22 protein-coding genes are annotated in these 24,314 nt (G+C 62.5%); 5 read left to right on the forward strand and 17 right to left on the reverse strand.

Annotation, left to right across the window (positions count from 1 at the left end; translation table 11 throughout):
- Positions 1-18: 18 nt before the first annotated feature.
- The 4 genes from C811_RS16490 to C811_RS07035 all read left to right on the forward strand — a co-directional run bounded on the left by C811_RS16490 (position 19) and on the right by C811_RS07035 (position 3,708).
- Complete coding sequence (locus C811_RS16490) at positions 19-2,010, forward strand: hypothetical protein (RefSeq protein WP_156997059.1); 1,992 nt, start codon at positions 19-21, stop codon at positions 2,008-2,010.
- Positions 2,007-2,264, forward strand: coding sequence for a hypothetical protein (locus tag C811_RS07025; protein ID WP_016308829.1), 258 nt, complete (start codon positions 2,007-2,009; stop codon positions 2,262-2,264). The genes C811_RS16490 and C811_RS07025 overlap by 4 nt, the downstream gene beginning before the upstream one ends.
- A gap of 9 nt (positions 2,265-2,273) precedes the next feature.
- A complete protein-coding gene (locus C811_RS07030) occupies positions 2,274-2,900 on the forward strand; it encodes a zonular occludens toxin domain-containing protein (RefSeq protein ID WP_016308830.1) in 627 nt (208 codons plus the stop codon).
- Positions 2,901-3,150: 250 nt separating this feature from the next.
- Entirely contained in the window at positions 3,151-3,708 is a 558-nt protein-coding gene (locus C811_RS07035) for a Rep family protein (protein ID WP_016308831.1), read from the forward strand.
- Between the two features lie 162 nt (positions 3,709-3,870).
- On the opposite strand, the gene C811_RS0102980 is transcribed toward C811_RS07035, so the two are convergent.
- The 3 genes from C811_RS0102980 to nrdR are packed head-to-tail and all read right to left on the reverse strand — an operon-like array spanning position 3,871 to position 5,235.
- Positions 3,871-4,335, reverse strand: coding sequence for a hypothetical protein (locus tag C811_RS0102980; protein ID WP_016308832.1), 465 nt, complete (start codon positions 4,333-4,335; stop codon positions 3,871-3,873).
- A 9-nt stretch (positions 4,336-4,344) separates the two neighbouring features.
- Positions 4,345-4,779 (reverse strand): dUTP diphosphatase, encoded by a 435-nt coding sequence (dut, locus tag C811_RS07040; RefSeq protein ID WP_016308833.1) that lies wholly within the window; start codon positions 4,777-4,779, stop codon positions 4,345-4,347.
- Positions 4,780-4,788: 9 nt separating this feature from the next.
- Positions 4,789-5,235, reverse strand: coding sequence for a transcriptional regulator NrdR (gene nrdR / locus C811_RS07045; protein ID WP_016308834.1), 447 nt, complete (start codon positions 5,233-5,235; stop codon positions 4,789-4,791).
- 294 nt (positions 5,236-5,529) lie between these two features.
- Between nrdR and lexA the strand changes: the two genes are divergently transcribed.
- Positions 5,530-6,165, forward strand: coding sequence for a transcriptional repressor LexA (gene lexA, locus C811_RS07050; protein WP_016308835.1), 636 nt, complete (start codon positions 5,530-5,532; stop codon positions 6,163-6,165).
- Positions 6,166-6,273: 108 nt separating this feature from the next.
- Here lexA and hflX read toward each other — a convergent pair whose 3' ends face one another.
- From hflX to C811_RS07115, 14 genes are all read right to left on the reverse strand, one after another.
- On the reverse strand, positions 6,274-7,584 hold the full coding sequence (gene hflX, locus C811_RS07055; RefSeq protein ID WP_016308836.1) for a GTPase HflX: 1,311 nt from the start codon (positions 7,582-7,584) through the stop codon (positions 6,274-6,276).
- 172 nt (positions 7,585-7,756) lie between these two features.
- Positions 7,757-8,686, reverse strand: a complete 930-nt coding sequence (gene miaA / locus C811_RS07060; RefSeq protein WP_016308837.1) for a tRNA (adenosine(37)-N6)-dimethylallyltransferase MiaA — start codon at positions 8,684-8,686, stop codon at positions 7,757-7,759.
- Positions 8,679-10,037 carry a tRNA (N6-isopentenyl adenosine(37)-C2)-methylthiotransferase MiaB gene (gene miaB, locus C811_RS07065; RefSeq protein ID WP_016308838.1) on the reverse strand — a complete coding sequence of 453 codons (1,359 nt, stop codon included), beginning with the start codon at positions 10,035-10,037 and terminating at the stop codon, positions 8,679-8,681. The genes miaA and miaB overlap by 8 nt, the downstream gene beginning before the upstream one ends.
- A 21-nt stretch (positions 10,038-10,058) precedes the next feature.
- Entirely contained in the window at positions 10,059-10,397 is a 339-nt protein-coding gene (locus C811_RS07070; protein WP_016308839.1) for a stage V sporulation protein S, read from the reverse strand.
- Positions 10,398-10,536: 139 nt separating this feature from the next.
- Positions 10,537-11,616 carry an ATP-binding protein gene (locus C811_RS07075; RefSeq protein WP_016308840.1) on the reverse strand — a complete coding sequence of 360 codons (1,080 nt, stop codon included), beginning with the start codon at positions 11,614-11,616 and terminating at the stop codon, positions 10,537-10,539.
- Positions 11,617-11,619: 3 nt separating this feature from the next.
- Positions 11,620-13,212: a ribonuclease Y gene (gene rny / locus C811_RS07080; protein WP_016308841.1), complete on the reverse strand. Its 1,593-nt coding sequence runs from the start codon at positions 13,210-13,212 to the stop codon at positions 11,620-11,622.
- A gap of 259 nt (positions 13,213-13,471) precedes the next feature.
- The gene (locus C811_RS0102985; protein WP_016308842.1) at positions 13,472-14,131 is read right to left on the reverse strand and encodes a regulatory protein RecX; all 660 of its coding nucleotides are present in this window, start codon (positions 14,129-14,131) and stop codon (positions 13,472-13,474) included.
- 1 nt (position 14,132) lies between these two features.
- Positions 14,133-15,191, reverse strand: a complete 1,059-nt coding sequence (recA, locus tag C811_RS07085; protein WP_016308843.1) for a recombinase RecA — start codon at positions 15,189-15,191, stop codon at positions 14,133-14,135.
- Between the two features lie 254 nt (positions 15,192-15,445).
- A complete protein-coding gene (gene pgsA / locus C811_RS07090; protein ID WP_016308844.1) occupies positions 15,446-16,606 on the reverse strand; it encodes a CDP-diacylglycerol--glycerol-3-phosphate 3-phosphatidyltransferase in 1,161 nt (386 codons plus the stop codon).
- Positions 16,607-16,611: 5 nt separating this feature from the next.
- Complete coding sequence (rimO, locus tag C811_RS07095; RefSeq protein WP_016308845.1) at positions 16,612-17,952, reverse strand: 30S ribosomal protein S12 methylthiotransferase RimO; 1,341 nt, start codon at positions 17,950-17,952, stop codon at positions 16,612-16,614.
- A 15-nt stretch (positions 17,953-17,967) separates the two neighbouring features.
- Positions 17,968-18,465, reverse strand: coding sequence for a YajQ family cyclic di-GMP-binding protein (locus tag C811_RS07100; RefSeq protein WP_016308846.1), 498 nt, complete (start codon positions 18,463-18,465; stop codon positions 17,968-17,970).
- A 42-nt stretch (positions 18,466-18,507) separates the two neighbouring features.
- Positions 18,508-19,647, reverse strand: a complete 1,140-nt coding sequence (locus C811_RS07105; RefSeq protein ID WP_016308847.1) for a helix-turn-helix domain-containing protein — start codon at positions 19,645-19,647, stop codon at positions 18,508-18,510.
- Between the two features lie 42 nt (positions 19,648-19,689).
- Complete coding sequence (locus C811_RS07110) at positions 19,690-22,368, reverse strand: FtsK/SpoIIIE family DNA translocase (protein WP_016308848.1); 2,679 nt, start codon at positions 22,366-22,368, stop codon at positions 19,690-19,692.
- A gap of 7 nt (positions 22,369-22,375) precedes the next feature.
- Positions 22,376-24,268 carry a ribonuclease J gene (locus C811_RS07115; protein WP_016308849.1) on the reverse strand — a complete coding sequence of 631 codons (1,893 nt, stop codon included), beginning with the start codon at positions 24,266-24,268 and terminating at the stop codon, positions 22,376-22,378.
- Positions 24,269-24,314: the final 46 nt, after the last annotated feature.

A 24,314-nucleotide genomic window follows, 5' to 3' on the forward strand; every position in this document is an offset into this window, starting at 1 on the left:
TTCTTAGGAGGTGATTTCGTGAACTTCTACCGGGTGCGTCTGGCCCCTTCACTCTCGGTTGCGCTGGCCCTCGCTCTCGCGCTCTCCCCCTCCCTTTCGTGGTATGCTTATGCCGACGATCCTTCCCAGGGACAGGAGACGGAGAATGAGCGTCCAGAAGAGCGTGGAGCAGTTGGAAGCGGAGATGAACCGCGAGAGGTTGCGGAGGAACCAGAGGATGATTGCGAAGTTGGAGAGGGAGCAGCGGAGGGAGAAGCCGCGCCGCCGTCTCTTCCCGAGGTTCCTTCTGGTGCTGGCCCTGGTTTTCACGGCAATTCTGGTGCTTGTGTGGATGGTGCTCCAGAGGACGCATATAGTTCTGGTGGGCGGGACTCTGAATCTGCCTTTTCTAATGAGTTAGGTTCTTTTGATGCTTTATATGCTGATCAACTGGACGGGTCTTCTGTTGCTGTTGATAGCGGTTCTTCTGATTCTGAATCTAATTCTAGTGGAGTTGCGGAAGAGGGGTTAGGTACTGATCTTCCTAATGACTCTCGTGTTACAACTCTGGCCCCTATTGATGCCTTAATGGCTAAGGCTTGGTCTGGTTCCACTTCTGAATGGACTATTGGCAATATTAAATTTAAAGCTTTGAACGGTACAATTTTCTGGCTTGTCAGTCTCCTTGCTTTCAAAGTTGATGCGATTTATGGTGAGTCTGTTAGGTCTAACAATTATTTGAAGGCTATTGATACGGCTTCTAAGTCTAGTGCCGAATCTGATTCCAGTGTTCTTGCTGTTCTTCGTAGTGCTCTTTACGCTAACAATGCATCTGGTAATCCTGTTTCTGTTGCTGGCTATCTCTCGGCTATGTCGCCTTACATGGTCACGATTCAAAAAGCCTTAGACCAGGCCAACGCCTATAAGGTTGCAGATTCTTCCTTGTTGTCTAAGGGCTTTGACGATCTTAGGAAAGCGCTTTACGCCAATAATCAAGCTGGTAATTCTGTATCCGTGGCTGGCTATCTCTCGGCTATGTCGCCTTACATGGTCACGATTGATGAGAAGCTTAGACCTGTTTCCTCTATTGCTGGTTACCTCGTTGCTAACAATGCATCTGGTAAGCCTGTTTCTGTTGCTGGCTATCTCTCGGCTATGTCGCCTTACATGGTCACGATTCAAAAAGCCTTAGACCAGGCCAACGCCTATACGGTTGCGGATTCTTCTTTGCTTTCTAAGGGCCTTGACGATCTTAGGAAAGCGCTTTACGCCAATAATCAAGCTGGTAATTCTGTATCCGTGGCGGGTTACCTGTCTACTATGTCGCCTTACATGTTTACGATTGACCAGAAGTTAGGTCTATTGGCTCAGATTCGTTCTGATTTGGAAGCTAACAACTCTTCTGGCACTTTGCTTTCTGTTGCTCAGTATCTTTCTACTATGTCGCCGCTTCTTGGTTCTATTGATAGAAGCGTCTCTAGTCTCGTCTCTTCTGTTGGTTTTAATGGCAACATTGTTAAGCTTCTTACAGGGTTGCAGGATTCCGTTACTGCCTGGGGTACGCGCTGGGATAAGCAAGATCAGTGGCTGATTGAATGGGGCAAGCGCTGGGAGTCGCTCAGTCCTGGTTTTGACCTTTCGGGCATCGTGTCTAGACTTGATGCGATTAAGAACCTGCTTGTTGCCGCTGGTTTGATTGAGAACGGCAAAGAACTTCTTGATGTGATTTTCGGCGATCTCTCGGGCATTGGCCAGGCCGCCGCTACCGGGGCTATACAGTCTGCAATGGAGAGCGCTTTTCCCTTCTGCATTCCCGCGCTCGTCAAGCAGCTTTTCGGGCTTCTCGCCTACGAGGGCTCCGCGCCCGTCTGGGAGTTCGATATATGCGGTAATCCCCTTGTTTGCGACTTCTCGGATTTCCAGCTCGTGGCCGACTGTACGTCCTGGCTGTCGCGCCTTGGCCTTGTTCTGGCCCTTCTCGTCAATACTCGCAAATTCGTCTTCACCGTCAACGGGGGTGGTGCATCGTGATCTCCGCAATTCTCGGTACTTTGCTTGGCTCTGCCGTCCAGTTGGTTCTTCTGGTTCTCGGCCTTTTGCCGACCGTCGATGTTTCCGCGCTCCCCGTCGCCGTTCCCGAGTCGGTGCGCGGGGTGCTCTCCACGCTCAACTGGTTCGTCCCCTTCGGCGATCTGGTCTTCATCCTTACCGTCTGGATCGCCGCCGTCCTGGCTGTGAACGTCGCCCTGGCCGTTGCCCAGGTCGTTCAGATGATGGCGAGGTGATGCGCTGTGATGTATCTATACAGCGGCACGCCTGGTTCGGGCAAGTCCATGCACGTCGCCCGCGACATCCGCGACCAGCTGCAGGTGAAGAAGCGTCCCGTTGTCTGCAACTTCGACGTTAACCCGTCCCTGCGCAACTACGACGCCCTTTTCCGCTTTGTCTCTAACTCCGATCTGTCGCCTGATCTGCTCTACGAGCATTCGCGGCGGTACTTCGCGGGCAAGCCTGTTCGCGAGGACGCTATTTTGCTCGTGATAGATGAGGCCCAGCTTGTTTTCAACTCGCGCACGTGGCAGGATCGGGGAGCGTCCTCCCGCCGTATGGACTGGATAGAGTTTTTTAGCCAGCATCGCCACTACGGTTACAAAATTGTGCTCGTCTCCCAGTTCGACAGGATGCTAGACCGCCAGATAAGGAGCCTTCTCGAAATCGAGGTGAACCACCGCAAGCTGGCGAACTTCGGGCTTAAGGGCTTCCTTCTGTCCCTGCCCTTCGCGGGGAAGCTGTTCTTGGCCGTGTCGTACTACTACGGCATGAGGGAGAAGGTCGGGTCTTCCTTCCTCCTTCCCCGCAGGGCGTATTTTCGGGTTTACGACAGCTACAACCGCTTTAGGCAGGTGCCCGAGACGGCGTGAGCGGCGAGGGGCAGGGGGTACCCTGCCGCTCGCGCCGTCTCGCGGCCCCCTTGTGCTGCCGTCTCCCGCTTTCGCCCCGCTTCCAGGGGTCGAATCTCATTCGATACTGGAAACGGGGCGCACGGCGGCGCTCACGGCGTTTCGGAGGGTTTTCCGCCGTCGCCGCCGACCCGTTCCGTTTGCTGGAACGCGCCCCTTACTTGATATAGGGGGCGTGTTCCGTGTTCCAAAGAGAGAGGATTTCCGTTCTATGGCTGCTTCCAAGAAGTCCCGTTGCTGGTGGTTCGTCCAGCTTGTCGAGAACCTTCCCGAGGACTGGCGCGACCAGTTGCACGAGTTGATGCTTCCTGGCTGCTTCATCGTCCACGACCGCGACACGCGCGTAGACGATGACGGCAACGAGGTGCCGAAGAAGCCGCATATTCATTGCATGGTTGAGTTCGGTTCCCCCATTGTCGCCGAGTCTGCGCTTAATGCTATACCGTCCAGCTTCGGGGTTGCCTTCGTGAAGCCCGTGCCTAACAAGGTCGGCGCCTACCGTTACTTATTGCATTACGATCAGCCCGACAAGGCCCAGTACGAGCAGGATTCTATTACGCATATGGCAGGCTTCAAGGTCAATATCTCGGATGTGTACAATATCGATTTTGCGGACGTGTACGAGCTTATCAACGAAATGAAGATCAGCAATTTTGCTATGCTCATGTCGTTTCTGGTAGAATTCAGGCCAGAGTACGTTAACTATGTTTCATCGCACGTTAATCTGGTGAAGACATATATAACGGAACTTAATAGATACTGCTTTTAGCATAAATCAGGATAATTGTACATAATTTTTCTTATCAGCCTTTTACCGACGTATTTGACCGCTTACTCCTTTATTCCATATTATCAGCCTTTCATAATTGGTCTCGATAATGCTATCGACATTGTAGGACAAGGACTCTGCTCTGGTTGGCGGCGGCGAGGTCTATCCCCAGGCGTTGCCGCCCGATGAGGGCTGGGGGGCGCTCGAAAACTGAGAAGCAGCATTTCCGAGGATGGCGCGGTAGTCTCCGGTCTGCATCGCCTCGATCAACGTCGGCAGAATCATGGCCACGCTTACGGCGTTGAGCACGAGGGCGACAAGGCCGATGACGACGCCCAGAAGCGCCGTGCGCCTCAACGAGAGCGCATAAGCACGCTGCGACAGATCGGCTTGACTCAGAGCGCGCTTGACTTTCACTATGGCGATAGTCGCGCATACTACGGCAACGGTGCTGAGGGCAACGCCTCCGATGATAAGCGACACCGGGCCGGCGATGCTCGCCACCGTTGCCAACGTTCGCGCCGATTTCAGCTCCAGAGATTCGACAGTATGCTGCGCTTGCTCTGCTGTTCGAGGGGGTTCATCGGGCTTTTGCGGCTGAGGAAGTTCGGGCCTTTGGCTGGTCATGTAGGGCTCCTAACGAGTTCCGCTGCTCCCGAAGCCGCGGGCGCCTCGGGGGCTGTTTTCGAGATGATCAGTGTTATGTAAAGTAATAGACGGGGTAGCCACGATCATAAGCTGGGCGATGCGGTCGCCGCGCTGAAATTGAAATGTTTCACGAGGATCGAGGTTGATCAAAACCACCTTCACCTCGCCGCGATAGCCGCTGTCGATAAGGCCTGGCGCGTTCACAATGGAGATGCCGTGCTTTGCCGCAAGCCCGCTGCGCGGAATGACAAGTCCGGCATGGCCCTCGGGGATAGCCAGGGCAAACCCGCAGGAAACCACCGCACGTTCAAACGGCGCAATGGAGCCGTCTTCAACGGACCGCAAATCGAGTGCCGCATCGCCCGGATGCGCGTAGGCCGGTTCTGGCAACTGCTTGTCGAGCAGGGAGATATCGATGTTCACAGCGCCCCCCTACCCGAGTTCCCCGAGTGCGCGGGAGAACTCCTCAACGCTTTGGAAATCCTTGTACACGCTTGCGAATCGAATGTAGGCGACTTCGTCGAGGCCGGCGAGACGGGCGAGCACCATATCGCCCAGATCTTTCGACTTGATTTCGGTGCGCTGGGCGTTGCGAAGCTCGGCCTCAATGCTGGCGATGAGCGCATCAATCTTCTCGGGGGTGATCGGACGCTTCGCACAGGCGATGAGCAGGCCGCGCATGAGTTTCTCCCGATCGAATACCTCGGAAGATCCGTCCGTCTTGATGACGAGGATGGGGTGTTCGGCTAAGCGCTCGTAGGTGGTGAAGCGGGCTCCGCAGGCGAGGCATTCCCGACGGCGACGAATGGAGGCGCCATCGTCGGCCGCACGAGAGTCGACAACCTTCGACTCCAGATAACCGCAAGAAGGGCAACGCATAGGTTCTCCTAACTGTGAGTTAGCTACCTATGATACCCCATAGGTCCTCCCCTCTTCCTCCTCTTCAAAACATTGCTACCATCGCGATACATCGATGGCGGTGAATGCTCAGGCGAAGAAGATGAAGAACGATACGAGCGTGCTCAGGGCGAAGATCACGGGGAATTCATAGCGGCTCATTTTTCTTCTCCTCTCCTCTTGCGTAGAACCTTTGTTCGCAGTTATAATAGAACGAACAAAAGTTCCTGTCAATACAATTTCAAACAAATGTACGCTTTTATGAAAGGACGCGATATGGCTCAGAAAGTGACGAAACGGCAGCAGGCAGTGCTTGACTGCATCGAAGCGTGCATTCGCGAAAAAGGCTACGGCCCGACGGTGCGCGAGGTGTGCCAAACACTCGGCCTCTCCTCCCCTTCCACGGTGCATGTTCACCTGAAGGCCCTGGAAGATAAGGGCTACATCAAGCGCGACCCCCTGAAGTCGCGCTCCATTGCCCTTACCTACCCCATCGAGGACGCCCCTTCCCCGGTAGTCCTCGCGGCCACCTACAGCAATCTTGTCAACGTCCCCCTGGTAGGTGATGTGGCTGCGGGATCGCCGATTCTCGCCGAGGAGAACATTACCGACACCATGACGCTGCCAACCGATATCGTGGGCGACGCCCCATCCTTCATGCTGTCGGTTCGGGGCGAATCCATGATCGAGGCGGGCATCAACGACGGCGACTACGTGGTCGTCAAGGAGCAGCCGGTGGCCAACAACGGCGATATCGTGGTGGCCATTGTGGATGACGGCGCTACCGTCAAGCGATTCTACAAGGAGGCCGACCATATTCGCCTGCAGCCGGAAAACTCTACGATGGATCCCATCATCGTGAGCGACTGCTCCATTGCGGGCAAGGTCGTGGCGGTGTTCCGCCGTCTGTAGCTCCTCCTGTTGTCGAAGCAGGGCAGCGGCCGGCGTCGTCGTAGGGCGACTCCGGCCGCTGTCATTTCATCGATCCATTATAAAAGGATGAGGACGGAATGCGGTGCCCTAGGAGACGGCGTAGGGCTCGAACATCGAGGCATAGGCAGGACCGACGAGCATTTGGAGGTGGGTTCCGTCTGCCTGATGCTCCTCGGATATGATATGGCAGCGCTCGTGGGCAACTGAAACGAGGTCGCCACGCTGGTAGGGAACGACCACATCCATCTTGGCATCGGCCGACGATGCGGCCGCGGCTATGGCGTCGACGAGGGCGTCGATGCCATAGCCTGTGCGGGCGGAGACGAATTGCGCGCCCGGAAAACGCTTCCGCAGCCCGGCGAGCGTCTCCTCATCGAGGAGGTCGCATTTGTTGAACACCTCGATAGTGGCGATAGTTTGGGCGCCGATCTGCTGAAGCACCTCGCATACCGCATCGATCTGCCCTTCGAACTCCTGGGACGAAGCATCGACGACATGGAGAACGAGATCGGCGCCGGTGATCTCGTCGAGGGTCGATTTGAACGCCTCCACAAGGGTGGTGGGCAGTTTCTGGATGAAGCCCACGGTGTCGGTCACGGTGACCTCGCGCCCTTCGGGAAGCTCGAACTTGCGCGTGGTGGAATCCAGGGTGGCGAACAGTTTGTCGTAGCTGAGAACATCGGCGCCGGTCAGGCGATTGATCAGCGAGCTCTTCCCGGCGTTCGTGTAGCCGGCAAGAGCTACCTTGAACATGCCGCTTCCATAGCGGCTCTCGCGCTGGAGCGAGCGCACGTCGGCAAGGCGGGCGAGCTCGCGGCGAATGCTCGTGATGCGCTTGCGCACCATGCGACGGTCGACCTCCAACTGGCTCTCGCCCTCGCCGAAGCGCGAGCCGACGCCGCCTCCCATGCGATTGGACGCCAGATGCGCCCACATGCCGCGCAGACGCGGGTAGAGGTACTGGTTTTGGGCCAGGCGCACCTGCAGCCGCCCCTCCTTGGAGGTGGCGTGGAGGGCGAAGATATCCAGGATGAGCGCCGTGCGATCGATCACCTTCACGGATTTGTCCATTACCTTCTCGAGGTTCGCCTGCTGCGAAGGTGTCAGCTCGTCGTCGAAGATGACCAAATCTGCCTCGCTTGAGCGGGCCAGCTCGGCGATCTCCTCGGCCTTGCCCGAGCCGACGAACGTGCGGGGATTGGGCGCGTCGAGCCGCTGCATCGTGGAGGCCACCACATCGGCTCCGGCAGTGTCGGCCAGGCGCTCCAGCTCGACCAGGGATGATTCAAGGGGCCACTCGAGCCCGGGGCGGTCGACCCCTACGATAACGGCGCGCTCGCGGCTCTCCTCAGCCTGGGTAGCCGGGCCCCTCTGGATTACGGATTGGTATTCAGTCATAGGTGCTCCTCACGCATTGATACGACTAATAGCGATGATACGGGAGACATCCCGCCGGTCGCGGGCTCCTTAGCCGACAGTGCGCATGGACAACACCCTCTTCCTTTTTCACGAGCTGCAAAGCTCGGGGCAAACGCTCGCTATGATAGCATAGGCCGATGAAATCGCAAGCCTAGACAAGCTGCATGAGGATCGCATCGGCGATCGCTTGCGCATCTCCCGCATCAGCGTTGATCCAGTGAATACGATTGTCGCGCCGGAACCAAGTACGTTGCCGCTTTGCATAGCGGCGCGTGGCCTGTTTGATAGACGCGATGGCCTCATCCAAGGTGCAGCGCCCCTCGAGCGCGGCCACGATCTCTTTGTAGCCGATGGCTTGCGGTGCGGTCACACCTTCGCGGAAGCCGGCATTCACAAGACCCCGGACCTCTTCGACGAGTCCTGCCTTCACCATAGCGTCCACCCGGGCATCGATGCGCGCGGCCAGGATGGCAGGGTCGACCGCCAAGCCGAATTGCACTGCCGGAACCGCCTCCCCAATGGCGGCCAGGTTGCGTTTCTGCTCGGCATAGCTGCGTCCCTCTGCCAAAAGCTCGAAAGCGCGCACCACGCGGCGAACGTTGTGGGGGTGCACGACGGAGGCGCTCTCGGGGTCGCGTCGCTCGAGCTCCTCCCACAACGCCTGGGCACCGTGCTCGTCGGCGAAGGCCGTCCAATGCTCGCGCACGGGATTAGCTTGCTGCTCGCCGGCGGGGAACTCGTAGTCATCGATGGCGGCCCGCACATAGAGCCCCGTGCCCCCGCAGAGCACCGGAACGTGCCCCCGCGCCGCGATATCGCCGAAGGCCTCCCGTGCGAAGGACTGGAACAGAGCGGCCGAATAGGGCTCGCCGGGATCGACGAGGTCGAAGCCGTGATGGGGCACGATGCGCTCAGAGGAGGGCAGCTTGCCCGTTCCGATATCCATGCCTCGATAGATCTGCATGGAATCGGCGCTCACCACTTCCCCATCGAGGACAGAAGCCACGATTTGGGCCGCGTCGGTCTTGCCCGACGCCGTGGGCCCCACGATGGCAATGACGGGGCGGTTGTTGCTAGGCATCGACGACCGTGCCGGACAAATACCAGGTGCGCGCCTCATCGATGGCCACCGGCACGATGGTGCCGATGAGATCCTCGGGCCGAAGACCAGCGGGCACGGGAGCGTGAACGGTCTGGTTCTTGGGGCTCTTGCCGGCGAGCACAAGCTCGTCGCGCTTGGACACCCCCTCGATAAGCACCGGGACGATGGTGTCCAACTCGCCCTGATTCGCCTCCCAGGCCTTGCGCTGAACGAGGTCGACCAAGCGGTCGAAGCGCTCCTGGATCACCTCGCGGGGCGTGTCGTCCTCCATGGCCGCCGCCGGCGTTCCCTCGCGCTTGGAGTAGATGAAGGTGAACACCTGGCCGTAGCCCACTTCCTCCACCAGGCGGTAGGTTTCCATGAAGTCTTCCTCGGTCTCGCCGGGAAAGCCCACGATGATATCGGTGGACAGCGCGATATCCGGAACGACGGCGCGCAGCTTCTCGATAAGACCGAGGTAGTGCTCGCGCGTGTAGCGGCGGTTCATAGCCGCAAGAATGCGGTTCGAGCCCGACTGCACAGGCAGATGAAGCGCCGGCATGAGCGAGCGCAGCGTACCGAAACGGGCGATGACCTCATCGGTGAGGTCTTTCGGGTGGCTCGTGGCAAAGCGCAGGCGCTCCACGCCGGAGGCATCCACCGCATCCAGCACGTCGGCGAAGCGCGGCTCGCCGTACAGGTCGCGCCCGTAGGAGTTCACGTTCTGCCCGAGCAGGGTGATCTCCTTCACACCCGCCTCCCCGTAGCGCCGCGCCTCCTCGGCGATGTCCTCGAGCGGCCGCGACTTCTCGCGCCCGCGCACGTAGGGCACGATGCAATAGGAACAGAAATTGTTGCAGCCCACGGTGATGGGGAGCCATGCCGCCCAGGTGTGCTCGCGATCGGCGGGGAGGGCCGAGGAGAACTCCGTTCCCTCGGCGAGCACCTCGACGGCTTGGCGGCGATTTTCGATGGCGGAGGAGAGAAGGCCGGGCAGCGAGCCGAGGTTGTGGGTGCCGAACACGACATCGAGGTGCGGCAGCTGCTCGGTGAGCTTCTCGCCGTCACGCTGGCCGATGCAGCCCCCTACCGCGATATAGCGCTTGTCGAAAGGCGAGCCCTCGCGCACGGCGATATTCTTCATGGAGGCCACCTGCCCGTAGAGGCGCGTATCGGCCGCTTCGCGCACACAGCACGTCAAAAACACAACGATATCGGCCTCCTCAATGGAGGCGACGGGCAGCGAGCCCAATCCTTCCAGCATACCGGCTACGCGCTCGGAATCGTGCTTGTTCATCTGGCAGCCGAAAGTATGGATGCAGAAGGTGGACCCTTCGAAATGAGTGCTCATGGGCTCTCCGAATCGATTGACTTAGGGAATCGTCGCGTTCTCGGCTGCGACGGGCGCAGCGGCAAGCCCCGCGCGGGGCTCGACGGCGAAACGGATGGCCGTGCGGTACTCGCCGTCGATGACGATATCGGCGAAAGAGGGAATGCAGCAGATCTCGATGCCCACCGGCGAGAGAAACCCGCGTGAGATGGCCACGGCCTTCACCGCCTGGTTGACAGCGCCGGCGCCGACGGCCTGAATCTCGACAGTGGCGCCGTCCTTGATCATGCCGGCAATCGCGCCGGCCACCGAAGCGGGAGAAGATTTCGAGGAGACCTTGAGACAGCCGATAGCGGGCTTGGGTTCTGTAATGGTTGGCACGTCGCTGTTCCTTGTCCTGCGGGGCGCGAATACTGATACATTGAAAGTTCGTTTCATGCTGAATATCAGGGGGCAGCCTGGTGTTCAAACGTTATTATTCTACCTAATCGCCAGAAGGCGCGCAACAGGCGGTCGGATCCTAATCCATCTTGTGGATGGGAATGGTTATGCGAATGGCGTCAGGCGTCGCCGACACATGGGGCCGCCCGACGCCGTCGAGAAAGTAGCGCCGCGCGATGGGCCCCATAGCCTGCTCGGCCGCATCGGCGAGGAGCGCCGCGTCCTCATCGGCCAGCCGCAGCTTGCGGGCATCGCCCTTGGGACGGGGAGCGGCAGATGCCCGTACAGCGGGAAAGCTCTCCTGCTGGAGTCGATCGGTCAGCGAGCTGGCCGGCCCGATCGTGCCATCTAGTATGCGCCGGGCGGAACGCGCAGAGAGCGGAAGGCCCGTTCCGTCGCACCAGGCGGCCAGATCGTCGGGGCTTGCGAGGAGGGCCGGCTGCTTTACCAAGGGAAATTCGCTCACCTCGCCGGGGAAGGCCCTCAGGGCCGCCGAGGTGGTGGCCATGCCGAACTCGTAGAGGGTCGCGGCGATATCGACAGGCGTGCCGATGTGCACAGCGCAATCGTTGCGATGCTCGAGGGCGAACTCGGCTGCCGTGCGCAGGATGTTCTTCGGCCCGCGCATACAGAAGGAGCCCTCCCCACTTGCCTCGAAGCGCGGGAAGGTCGATTGGTCGGTCTTCTCGCCGAGCTGGGAGAGATCGGTTTCAACCGATATGCTCGTCCCGAGGCCAGGGGCCGAGCGGGCCACCCGCGCGTATCGAGCGTTTGCGGAGATTGAGTAGAGGGCCATGCCCCGGCCGTGCATGCCCCACTTGTCCATATGGGCCGTATCGAGCTTCGAGGTGACGCGTGGTTCGAAGATGCGATCGTGAAGCGCGGCGGGGATGCCGTCGCCATCGTCGATGACGGTGATGAGGCGTGCGCCTTCGGTGCGCTGGGTTGCAAGGAAGATGTGCCGCGCACCCGCATCTCGGGCATTGCGCAGAAGCTCGATGACGATATCCTCGCTCGATCGAATGTCCTGGGCCGCCTGTCGGCGTTCGGCTTCGGAGGAGCGCAAACGAACGAAGCCGTCCCCGAGGTCGGCTTCGACTCGGAGACGGCTCTCACCGCATACGGTGTCGATGAAATGGGACAGATCGGAGTCGGTCATGAACTACTTCGCGTAATCGACCGCACGGCTCTCGCGGATGACGACAACCTTGACCTGGCCCGGATACTGCATCTCGTTTTCGATCTGCTGGGCGATATCATGGGCAAGCACAACGGATGCGGCCTCGTCGACCACCTCGGGCTCTACCATGACGCGCACCTCGCGGCCGGCCTGGATGGCGTAAGTGCGCTCCACGCCCGCATGGGCATTGGCGATCTCCTCGAGCTTTTCCAGACGCTTGATGTAGGCGTCGAGCGTCTCCTTGCGAGCGCCGGGGCGGGCCGCCGAAACGGCATCTGCGGCCTGGATGAGCACGTCGATGACAGAGTTCGGCTCGATATCGTTGTGGTGGGCCTCGATGGCGTGAACGATTTCGGGGCGCTCGCCGAAGCGACGGGCAAGATCGGCGCCGATGACGGCATGGCTGCCTTCGACTTCGTGGTCGACCGCCTTGCCCAGATCATGCAGAAGACCGGCGCGCTTGACCGGGATGGGATCGAGGCCGAGCTCGGAGGCCATCACCGAGGCGAGGTAGGCCACCTCAAGCGAGTGGTTCAGCACGTTCTGCCCGAAGGAGGTGCGGTAGCGCAGACGACCGAGGGTGTTGACCAGCTCGGGATGCAGATCATGGATGCCGGCGTCGAAGGAGGCCTGTTCGCCCGCTTCCTGAACACGCTGGTTCACCAGCTTCACAGCCTTGCCGTACATCTCCTCGATGCGCGCCGGGTGAATACGCCCGTCAGCGATGAGGTTCTCCATCGTGACGCGCCCGATTTCGCGGCGCACCGGGTCGAAGCAGGAGATGGTGACGCATTCCGGGGTATCGTCGATAATGAGGTTCGTGCCCGTGAGCTGCTCGAAGGAGCGGATGTTGCGGCCCTCGCGCCCGATGATGCGGCCCTTGAGGTCGTCGGAGGGAATATGGATGGTGGAGACGGTGGACTCGGCCGAATGATCGGCGGCCACGCGCTGGATGGCGAGGCTCAAGATCTCGCGGGCCTTCTTGTCGGCCTCCGCCTTCGTGCGCGTCTCGGCATCGCGGATAATGACGGCGGACTCGCGGGTCACGTCGTCGCGGATGGTCTCCAGAAGCTCGGCCTTGGCCTCTTCCGGACTCATGCCCGCGGCCCGCTCGAGGGCTTGGTTGATTTCGATCTGAGCCTCCTCGCGATGGCGTTCGATGGCGTTTTCCGCCTCGTTCACATCGCGTTCGCGGCGCTCCACCTGCCCCTGGAGCGAGGAAAGCTGGTGCTCGCGTGCGTCGAGGGACTCGACGCGGCGGTCGAGGGATTCCTCGCGCTGGGCGAGCGTCTCCTCGCGTTGGGCAACACGGCTCTCGGCGGAGCGCACCTCGCGCATGCGCTCCTTTTTCTCCTCTTCCAGCTCCTGGCGGTAGCGCAGGGCCTGGTCCTTCGCCTCGATCTCCGCTTCTCGGCGCATCGTCTCCGCTTGCTTCCGCGCGTCCTCGACCAGGTTGGCAGCCTCGCCGGCAGCCTGCTTGTTGGAAGACGCGGCCATGAAACGATTGACGATGAAACCGAGGACGATGCCGACGATGGCGACGGCGATGACAACGACGATCATCACGGGATCCATCGTGATTCCTCCTTTCATCTGGGCTTTTATACCCAATTGATGTCATAAAAAATGCCCGTGGCCGGGCAAGAGCGTATGCATGCGAGGACATTCGATGTATATCGTTGTCTATATCAAATACCCCGACGGGTACATCTGCTCAAAAAGCCACAATGGACAGTATACCCGATGAAGCGAAGAAAAGAACCCCTCAATGGACGAGAGGCCGCTCGCGCGGGCGCCCCTTGGCGCCATGCGAGCGGCCCCTCCCCTTTTCGAGTTAGCGCACCCCAGTCTCTTCCGACCAGCGCCGTGCGGCCGTGACGGCTACATCGGTGTCGAATCCCTGGGTAACCAGCTTGCGGAACGCTGCCTCGCGCGCCCGCTTGGCCCGCGGCGGGCGGCGCCGCAGAAGCGCCAGCGCGCGATCTACCTCCGCGTCCAGGCCGCGGGCGGTATGCTCCTGCCATGCCGCAAGGCTGCTCGGATCGATGCCGAGCTTCTCGATCTCGGACTCGGCATCGCGCAGCCCGCGCCCTGCGGAGAGCTTCGCGCGGATAAGGGCATCCCCGTAGCGACGATCGTCGATAGCCCGCACGCGCACCGCGCGCTTGAGCGCCTCTTCGACGACCTCGGGCGGATACTCGTCTTTTAGCAGGCGCTCGCGCACGTAGGCGCTGGAGCGCTCGCGTGCCGAGGCCCAGCGGAGGATCTTGCGAAAAGCAGCCTCTGCCGTTTTCGTTTCCGTCTCCGCGGAATTTCCCGGCCGATCGCCGCGATCGTCGCACAAGGCCTCCTCGTAGCCTGGATCGAGGTGGCCAGAGGGCGCCGGAGCGCATTGGCTCGTGCGGGGGGCCACGCCCTCCGGCTCGTCCTGGCCCGCCTCGATGGCCTCGACGGCGGCTCGAAGCTGCGAGAGTATGTCAGACCGAGCGGCCATCCTACTTCTTCTTGCCGGGCGTCTTGGGGGCGGGGCTGAACGAATCGCCCTCGGCCGGAGCCTCGATAATGGGAATCTCGTAGGCCTCGCGCACCTTCGTCTCGAGTTCCTCACGCAGGTCGGGATTCTCCTTCAGCGTCTGCTTCGCCGCCTCGCGGCCCTGGCCCAGCCGCTCCTCGCCGTAGGTATACCAGGCGCCGGACTTCTTGGCCACGCCGCATTCCACGGCCATATCCACGATGCAGCCCTCGCGCGAGATGCCCTCGCCGTACATAAGATCGAACTCGGCCTGGCGGAAGGGGGGTGCCACTTTGTTCTTCACGACCTTGGCACGCACGCGGTTGCCCACCACATCGCCGTTCTGCTTAATGGAGTCGATGCGTCGGATGTCGATGCGCACCGAGGAGAAGAACTTGAGAGCACGGCCGCCGGTGGTGGTCTCCGGATTGCCGAACATCACGCCGATCTTCTCACGCAGCTGGTTGATGAAAATGCACGTGGTATTCGACTTGGAGAGCGATCCGGCGAGCTTGCGCAGCGCCTGGGACATGAGGCGGGCCTGCAGACCCACCGTGGTGTCGCCCATCTCGCCCTCGATCTCGGCGCGGGGCACCAGCGCCGCCACGGAGTCGACGATGACGCAGTCGATGGCTCCGCTGCGCACGAGCATGTCGCAAATTTCCAGGGCCTGCTCGCCAGTGTCGGGCTGGGAGATGAGCACCTCGTCGATATCGACGCCGATGCGGGCGGCATAGACCGGATCGAGCGCGTGCTCCGCGTCGATGAAGGCGACGATGCCGCCGAGAGCCTGGGCCTCGGCGAGAATCTGGAGGGCGAGGGTCGTCTTGCCCGAAGACTCGGGACCGTAGATCTCGATGATGCGCCCGCGCGGCACGCCGCCGATGCCGAGCGCCGCATCCAGCGGGAGGGCTCCAGTGGGGATGACGCCGATATTCAGATCGCCGCCGCCTTCCCCGAGCGTCATGATGGAGCCCTTGCCGAACTTCGACTCGATCTGGTCCGTGGTGAGTTTGAGCATCTTTTCTTTGTCTTCGTTCATGGATTCTCCTTGTCTGGGCCATCATACGAACAAGTGGCCGTTTTCACTCTATTATACGAACAGACGTATGATCGTCAAGACCTATCTTTGCAGATTGGAACACTTCGACGATGCGAGCGCCATGATAGCTCCACACAACCGTGAAACGATGCCCGGACTGTCCCGAAAGCGACCGTCCCCGAACCGCACATCAGTCGCAAAAAAGCGGGGGCGGCCCTACGAGCACCGTCCCCGCTCTCCAACGGCGCCTCGCCCTAGCAGGCCGCCTCGATGGCCTGGAGCGCCGCGAGCACCGTCTGCAGGCGCACAACCTCGCGACCGCCTTCGAAATGATGGCACGTCGCGTGGCCGCCCTTGACGGTGGCGCAGCCGACCCACACGGTTCCCACCGGCTTGCCGGGCTCGGCTCCCCCCGGCCCGGCAATGCCCGTCACCGACACGGCGACATCGCTGGAAAGCTTCCGCAAGGCACCGCGCGCCATCTGAAGGGCCACCAGCTCGTCGACGGCTCCCTGGCTCGTGAGAACATCGCCCGACACGCCGAGAAGCTCCTGCTTGACGTCGTTGACGTAGCTCACAATGCCTCCGCGCACGACCTCGGAGCTGCCCGGCACCGAGGTGAGCGTGGCGGCAATAAGGCCGCCGGTGAGGCTCTCGGCAGTGGCGACGGACAGCCCGCGGGCCCGGGCCTTCTCCACAATGGAGCGCGCCCGCTCGTCGATGGCCTTCTGCAGGGCGACAACCTCGGTGGCCGCCGGCGGAGCCTCCCGGGAAGCCGCCGACGAGTCGCCTTTCAAGAGGTGGCGCGCCTTCACCAGATAGTCGAGCATGGACATGATGGTAAGAACGAGCGCGATGCCCATAACCGCCCACGAGAGCACGAACAGCGGATTGGTGAACGCTGCGACGGCTGTGGGAAACACGAGCGCGTCCTTGGCGAGGAACAGCACGATGGAGATCATCTGGAAGACGGTCTTGGCCTTGCCGTACCAGCTGGCGGCGATGACCTCCCCCTTGCTGGCCGCCACCATGCGAATGCCTGAGACGATGAACTCGCGGGCCAAAATGATGAGCACGGGCCAGCCGGGCAGCACCGCGAGCTCCACAAGCGCGATGAGCGCCGCTGCCACGAGAATCTTGTCGGCAAGCGGATCCATGAACTTCCCGAAGTCGGTCACCTCGCCGCGGCTGCGGGCCAGATACCCGTCGATCCAGTCGGTGCACGAGATGAGGATGAAGATGCCCGCCGCAATGAGGCGCTTTGCCTCCATGGTAATATCGGGAAGCCCCATCCAGATCGGCCAGGGACTCACGATGGCGAGCACGAACACGGGAACGAGGCAGATGCGGATGAGCGTGACGATGTTGGCCGGCGTCCAGAGCTTTTCCGGCGCAGTGGGCTGGATGGTGGCCATGGGCCTCACTCCCCTTCCATCTCGTAGAGCAGCGTATCGGCGATAACGACCTCGACGACGTCGCCGGGCTCTCCCTCGCTCACGAAGGTGACCCCGTCCACCTCGGGAGCCTGGCACTGGGCGCGCCCGTAACGCTGGCCGTCCTCCTCGCAGCCTTCCACGAGCACGGGCATGACGCGCCCGATGCGCTCGGCGATACGCGGTACGCAGCAGGCGTCGGCCGCATCGCGCAGCACCTGGGCCCGCTCGGCCTTCTCGTCCTCGTCCAGCTGGCCGGGAAGATCGAAGGCGGCCGTTCCCTCCTCCCGTGAGTAGGGGAAGACCCCCACATAGTCGAAGGGTTCCTCGGCGACGAAATCGCACAGCGCCTCGAACTGCTCGTCGGTCTCGCCGGGGAATCCCGCGATGAGGGTGGTGCGCAGCGTGATATCGGGCACGGCGGCGCGAATGCGCTCGATGAGCTCGTGGAACTTCTCGGCGCTGCCCGCCCGGTTCATGGCCCGAAGCAACGGCGCGCTCACATGCTGGAGCGGGATATCCAGGTACGGGCAGACGTTGTCGCGGGCGGCCATGACCGAGAGCAGCGCATCGGTGACGCCCTCCGGCTGCAGGTACATGACGCGGAACCACGTGTCGGGAAACGCTTCGGACAACTCGTTCACGAGCCAGGCCAAATCGCGATCTCCGGGAAGGTCTTGGCCCCACCGCCCCGTATCCTGGGCGATAAGATCGATCTCGCGGGCACCATCGGCCCGCGCGCGCTCGACTTCTCGATAGATGTCCTCGAAGGGGAAGCTGTGGTAGCGTCCGCGAATGGCGGGAATCGTGCAGTAGGAGCAGAAGCGGTCGCAGCCGTCTGATATTTTCACATAGGCGAAGACGGAACCTGCCTGGGCAGGCGCACTCACGGTGCGCGGAAGCGGCTCGGTCCCGCGAACGTATCCGAGAATGCCGTCTACGACAGCGACGATATCGTCCTCCTTGCTGCAGGGGACGAAGGCGCGGGCCTCGGTCAGCTCCTCGGCCAGGTCGTCTCCGTAGCGGGCCGGCATGCAGCCGGCAACGATGAGGGCGGCATCGCCCCGCTCCACTGCGGGAAGCGCCGCGGTCTCGAAGATGGCCTCGAGGCTCTCCTCGGTCGCCGACTGGATAAAAGAGCATGTGTTCACGATGACGACATCGGCCTCGTCGGGTGAGGCGGACGTATCGTAGCCGGCTTCGGAAAGGGCCCGGGCCATGGCTGCGGAGTCTACTTCGTTCTTGGCGCAGCCCATGGTGATGAGGGAGATGCGGCCGCAGGGCTCGGCGGTCGCGACGGCGCTGGCGCCGGAAACCTGGTCAGTCACAGAGGGCACGGCTTTCTAGCGGTAGTTCACGTACTGCAGGGGCTGGCCGTAGTCCTGCCCCTTGAGAAAGGCGATGACCTCCTGCAGGGTATCGCGGGAAGGCGAGCTCACACGCAGTTTGTCGCCCTCGATGGCGACCTTGCACTTGAGCTTCTGCGCCTTGATGTCCTTGTTGATCTTGCCGGCAGTCTCCTTGTCGATGCCATCGACGATGGTAGCCGTCCGGCGCACCGAGCCGCCGCTGGCTGCCTGGACATCGCCCCACTTCACGGCCGTAAGATCGATGCCGCGTTTAATGAGCTTGCTGCCGATGACGTCGATCACCTGGGAGGCGACGAAATCGGCGGGGGCGGCCACGGTGATGGTGCCGCCGCTTTTGTCCAAGCTGATCTCGGCTCCGGAGTCCTTCAGATCGTAGCGCTGGGAAATCTCCTTCTTCGCCTGCTGGAACGCGTTGTCAACTTCCTGCATGTCGACAGTCGAGACGACATCGAAGCTTGATTCCTTGGCCATGGGTATCCTTTCGTCGGGTTGCGGGATGGGCAGCGAGCAGCGCTAGTTGCCACTGTCCGAGGAGCTGTCCTCGGGGGTATCGTCGCTGCCAGCAGCATCGTCGCCGTCGGCGGTGCCGTCGGCTTTGGAGTTTGCCTGCGCCGAATCGTCTTCGGACGAGGACGTGCCGTCGCCCTTATCGTCTGCGTTATCGGAGGACTTCGACGGGGAGACGCCGTTTTCCTTTTGCCAGTCGCGCAGGATATCGTCGAAGTCCACGGTGTAGGTGTACACGCCCGCCGCGCTCGAGCTCTCAGCAGGCTGCACCTCCTCGCCGTTCACCGACAGCGTCACGGCCTGAGGTGCCGTGGTCACGAACTTCAACTCGCCGGTAACGGGGTACTCCTCGCTCTTCGGGCCGGTGTAGGTATCGGCCTCCTTGGTCTTGCCGTCGACGACCACCTCGATGTAGGCCTTCTGGCCATCGGCTACCGCGTACTTGAACAGGGCGTTTTTCGGTGCCACCGGTTCGACTGTGGGCGCCTCGGCACTCTGGTTGCCGCCGGAGTCCCCGTTTGCGCCCGCCGGAGCGGGCATACCGGAGATGGGCACGGTGGGCGTGTCCTCGGCCGAGCCCCCCTTATCGCCGCCGAAGGCGAGCACGAGCACCAGCACGAGCAGGCCGATGATGACGGCGCCTACCACCAGGAGCGGCAGCATGGAGCCGAGGTTGGCGGCGATACCGGGCGCCTGGCGCCCTTGGACGAGGTTGGTGTACTGGGGCTGCGCGCTCCCGCGCGAGGACGAGCGCGACGAGCGCTGCCCGCTCCCGTGCGAGGAGCGCGGCGTGTCCAGGTACTCGGTGCGGCGGCTGCCGGGGCGCGACGAGGAGCGGTCGGACCGGTGTCCGTCGCCACTGCGGCCAGGCCGGCTTTCCATGGGGCGCCGCCCCGTCTCGAATTGGTGCGCCTCATCTCGGTAGGCGCGTGTTACCTCGGTGGGGTTGAGGCCTACGAGCCGCGCGTAGGCGCCCACCATGTTGGAGGTGTAGCCCCGCGGGGGCATGCGGGCGAAATCGCCCTCCTCGATGGCGCGCAGGATATCGGGGCGGATGCGCAGCTTGCGCGCGGCAGCGGACAGGTCCAGCCCCTTGCGCTCGCGGCCCATTCGAAGCATGTCCCCGAAGGAATTCTGTCTCGCCACGATCTCGTCTCCTCTATATCGTCGGGGAACCCGTGCTCGTCGCTAGTCCTCGTCGTTGGCCTCGAAGGCCTTCAACGTCTCGAGTTCCATCTGATCTACCAGCACTTCGCGGGGACGGCTTCCGTTGGCCGGGCCCACGATGCCCTTTTCTTCCAGTTGATCCATTATACGCCCGGCGCGGGCGTATCCGACCTTCAAGCGGCGTTGAAGGTTGGATGTTGAGCCCAAATCGCTTGAAACCACCACATCGGCAGCTTCCCACAGAAGCGGATCATCGGCCTCGGAGCCCCCATCGCCGGCCGGCGAGGAGTCGCCGAGGGTGACCACGTTGGTCTTCAAGATCTCGGAGTGGTACTCCGGCTCGCCCTGGCCCTTCAGGTGCGCCACCACGGCGGCGATTTCCTCGTCGGGAATCCAGGGGCCCTGCACGCGCACGGGTTTGGGATACTCCGGCTTGGAGATGAGCAGATCCCCTCGGCCGATGAGGTTCTCGGCGCCGGTGGAGTCCAGGATGACGCGGGAATCGATGCCAGAGGCCACGGTGAGGCCGATGCGGCAGGTGATGTTCGCCTTGATGAGGCCCGTGACCACGTTGGTGGAGGGGCGCTGGGTGGCGATGATGAGGTGGATGCCCGCTGCGCGCGCCAGCTGGGCGATGCGGCTGATGGAGAACTCCACCTCCTTGCCGACGTTCATCATGAGGTCGGCAAGCTCGTCGATGACGATGACGATATAGGGAATGGGCTCGCCGTAGGGGTTCTCGGGAGCCTCCCCGCCGCTCGCCTCGGCCGCATCGGCGGCGGTCTGGGCGGCCCTCGCCTTCTCGTTGAAGGAGATGATGTTGCGCACGCCGCACTTCGAGAACATCTTCAGGCGGCGCTCCATCTCGGCTACGGCCCAGGACAGCGCGCTCGATGCCTCGCGGCACTCGGTGACCACGGGCACGTAGAGGTGCGGAATGCCGTCGTAGGGGGCGAACTCCACCCGCTTGGGGTCGATCATGATGAAGCGCACTTCAGCGGGGGTGGCGCGCAGGAGAATGGACATGATCATGGCGTTCACTTCCACCGACTTGCCCGAGCCGGTGGTGCCGGCGATGAGCACATGGGGCATCTTCGCCAGATCGTGCACGATGGCGTGGCCCTCCACGTCCTCGCCGATGGCCACCTGCAGGGGCCCCTCCCCCGCGGCGGCCAGAACCTCGGGCAGGTACACTGTCTGCCGCTCACGGTTGGGTACCTCGATGCCCACGTAGTTGGTGCCGGGGATAGGTGCGAAGATGCGCACGCCGGGGGCGGCGAGCGCGAGCGCGATGTCATCGGTGAGGTTGGTCACCTTGCTCACGCGCACACCGGAGGGAAGATCGACCTTGAACAGGGTCACCGTAGGACCCTCCACCCAGCCGACGACGCTGGCGAACACCCCGAAGTCCTCGAGCGTGCCCTGAAGCTCGGCAGCCACCGAGCGCAACTGCTCTTCGGTGGAGCCGCGACGGCGCCCGTCGCCGGTAGCGAGCAGGTCGATGGAGGGCAGTTGGAAACCGTCGCGCGAGGGGGCGGGCTCGGCGGCCTTGGGCGACGGCTTCGCCTTCGGTTTCGCGGCCTTCTTGCGGGGATTTGCCGTCTGGGCCTTGGCAGCCGCCTCGACAGCTTCCGCTTCGGCCGCCTTCTTTCCGAGCTTGCGGGTCATGGGCCGGGCCGGAGCCGTTGCGGAGATGTCCTCGGGTGCCTCCGCCGCAACGGCGGCGAGGTTCACCGTGCGGCCGGCGGCTACGGCCGCAGGATCGACGCCGAGCTGGCGGGTCACTGCCGCTGCGGCAGGTGCGGCGGGCTCCGCCGCAGCCGGTCCGGCTGCGGCGTCCGCGCCTCCTATCGCCACGGTGCGCGCACCCGACACGGGGCGACTGCGGCGGCGGGGCTGCTCCTCCATGGACAGGCGCGCCGTAAGGGCCGCCGGCCGCACGACGGTCGCATCGGGCGGCTGGGGCACCTCGTCGGAGGTGCGTCCCAGGCCGTGGCGCACGACATGGCCGCCGCGCTTCACGGCGCCGAAGAGCGCCTCGGGCAAGTAAGGCGCCTGGGCGGCCAGGTCGGCCTCATGGCGCTCGCGCACCTTCTCGATGAAGGCCGAGACCGAAAAGCCGATGACAATGACGCCACCCAGGGCCACGCCCAGAAGCAGAATGGCCGAGATGATGCTGCCGAACAGGGTGAGGCCCACCCAGGCGAGCGCCGCGCCCACATAGCCTCCGTGGGTCGTGAGCGCATCGTAGTCGAACAGGTGCTCGGGCCCGGTGTTGCCGAGGGGCGTGAACAGCGCGATGATGCCGAGCAGCGCCACCAAGATGAGCGCAAGGCCCACGGTGATGCGCAGCGACATGCGCTCGCTCTCCTTGCGGTAGAGCACGGTCGCGCCTACGGCCACGAGGAAGAACGGCATGATGTAGCAGCCCACCCCGAACACGAGGTGGAGCGATTCGGACAGAAACGAGGTGACGATGGCGCCGGTAGGGGCCACCGCTGCGATGAACAGCACGATGCCGACGAGGATGAAGCCCACTCCCACCATGTCGCGACGGGTGCGGTCATCCAGAATGCGGGGCTCGGGCTCGACAGCGCGGCTACGCGCCGCCGACAGGGGACGGCGCGTACCGCTCTTCGAGACCGCTCCGCTCGCGTTTTTCGATGAAGATGCGTTTTTTGCTTGCGAGTGTCGGGCCACGGCGAATCTAGACCTCCAGAATGTTCACGACCACCATCGGACGCTGCTTGGTGCGCTCCCACAGAAGGGACAGGAGCGCATCGCGCGCCGCCTTGCGCAGCTCCTTGGCGCCTGCGCCCTTCGAGAGCGCCTTGCGCAGCGCGCCGGTGACGGCGCTGCCAGCCTCCTGGCCCAGGTAGTAGTCGTCGCCGCCGGTGATGCCGTGCATGGACACCTGCACCTCCCCCACGACCTGCTTGCGCTTCGCGTCCACGGCCGCGGCCACGCTGGCAAAGCCCTGGTTGCCGAGGGTGTTGCGCTCGTCGAGCACGTCCTGGGAGGTATCGCCCACCGACAGGCCGTCTACGTACACGATGCCCGAGGGCACGCCCTCGCCGCGGGCGATGCCCATGGCCGACAGCTCCAGCGCATCGCCGTTCTCCAGGATGTAGATGTTGTCGGGATCCACCCCGGTGGCCTCGGCAAGCTTCGCGTGGGCCCGCAGGTGGGTGGCCTCGCCGTGCACGGGCATGAAGGCCTTGGGCTTCACGAGGGTGAGCATGATCTTCAGCTCCTCGGCGCCCGCGTGGCCCGACACGTGCACCTTGCCGCGGCTCTTGTCGTAGACATCGGCGCCGATCTTCGCCAGCGAGTTGATGACGCGGGTCACGGCCTTCTCGTTGCCGGGAACCGGCGTGGCCGAGATGATGACGGTGTCGCCCTCCTCGATCTCGATGGTCTTGTGCTCGCCGTTGGCAATGCGCCCGAGGGCGCTTAGGGGCTCGCCCTGGCTGCCCGTGCACATGATGACGATCTGGTCGGCGGGAATGCCCTTCATATCGTAGGCGTCGATGAGGTTGTCGTCCGAGATCTTCAGGTAGCCGAGCCGCCGCGCAATGTCGGTGTTCTGGATCATGGAGCGCCCGGTGACGACCACCTTGCGGCCGTTCTTCACCGCTGCATCGCAGATCTGCTGCATGCGGTGGATATGGCTCGCGAAGCTGGCGATGATGACGCGGCCCTTGGCCTGGGAGATGATCTGCTCCAGGGTCTTGCCCACCTCCGCCTCGCTCGGCGTGAAGTTGGGGTTCATGGCGCCCGTGGAGTCGCTCATCATAAGGTCGACGCCCTGCTCGGAAAAGCGCGTGATGGCGGCGAAGTCGGTGGTCACGCCGTCGATGGGCGTCTGATCCAGCTTGAAGTCGCCGGTGTGCAGGACGTTGCCGGCCGGGCTCTGGATAAAGAGACCCACCGCTCCCGGGATGGAGTGGTTCACGGCGAAGAAGTCCACCTTGAAGCAGCCGAGCTTGATCTCCTCGCCGGATTTGATCTCGATGAGCTTGGCGTTCTTGATCTTATGCTCGGCGAATTTGCCCTCGATGAGGCCCAAGGTGAGCTTGGTGGCGTAGATGTTCACCGTGCGGTCGAGGTCCTTCAAAAGGTAGGGCAGCGTGCCGGTGTGGTCCTCGTGGCCGTGGGTGATGATGATACCGCGCAGCTTGTCGGCGTTCTCCAGCACGTAGGTGTAATCGGGCAAGATGAGATCCACACCCGGATGGTCGTCGTCGGGAAACATCAGGCCCGCGTCGTCCAAGATCATGTCGCCGCCGCACTCGAAGGCGGTCATGTTCTTGCCGATGGCGTCCAGGCCGCCGAGCGGGATGATGCGCAGCTTGGCGTTGGGGTCCTTCGACGCCTTCGAGCCGCGGCGCGAGCGGCGGTTCTCGGAGCGCTGGGCACCGTCGGCGCCCTCGCCGCGCGAGAGCTGGGGGCGCTTGCGCTCGAGGTTCACCCGCTTGAAGGAGGTGTTGTTCTTGCGGCTGCCGTTGCCGTTGCCGCCGTTGCGGCGGCCGCGTCCGTTTTGGGACGCGGCCTGGTTCGCGGCGCCGCGCTCGTTCTTCTCTTGCTTCTCGTTGGCCATAGAGTTCCTTGTCTTTCGTTGACGTATCTTGCAAAAACGCCGGTCC

The sequence above is a fragment of the Adlercreutzia caecimuris B7 genome (assembly GCF_000403355.2).
Lineage (GTDB): Bacteria > Actinomycetota > Coriobacteriia > Coriobacteriales > Eggerthellaceae > Adlercreutzia > Adlercreutzia caecimuris.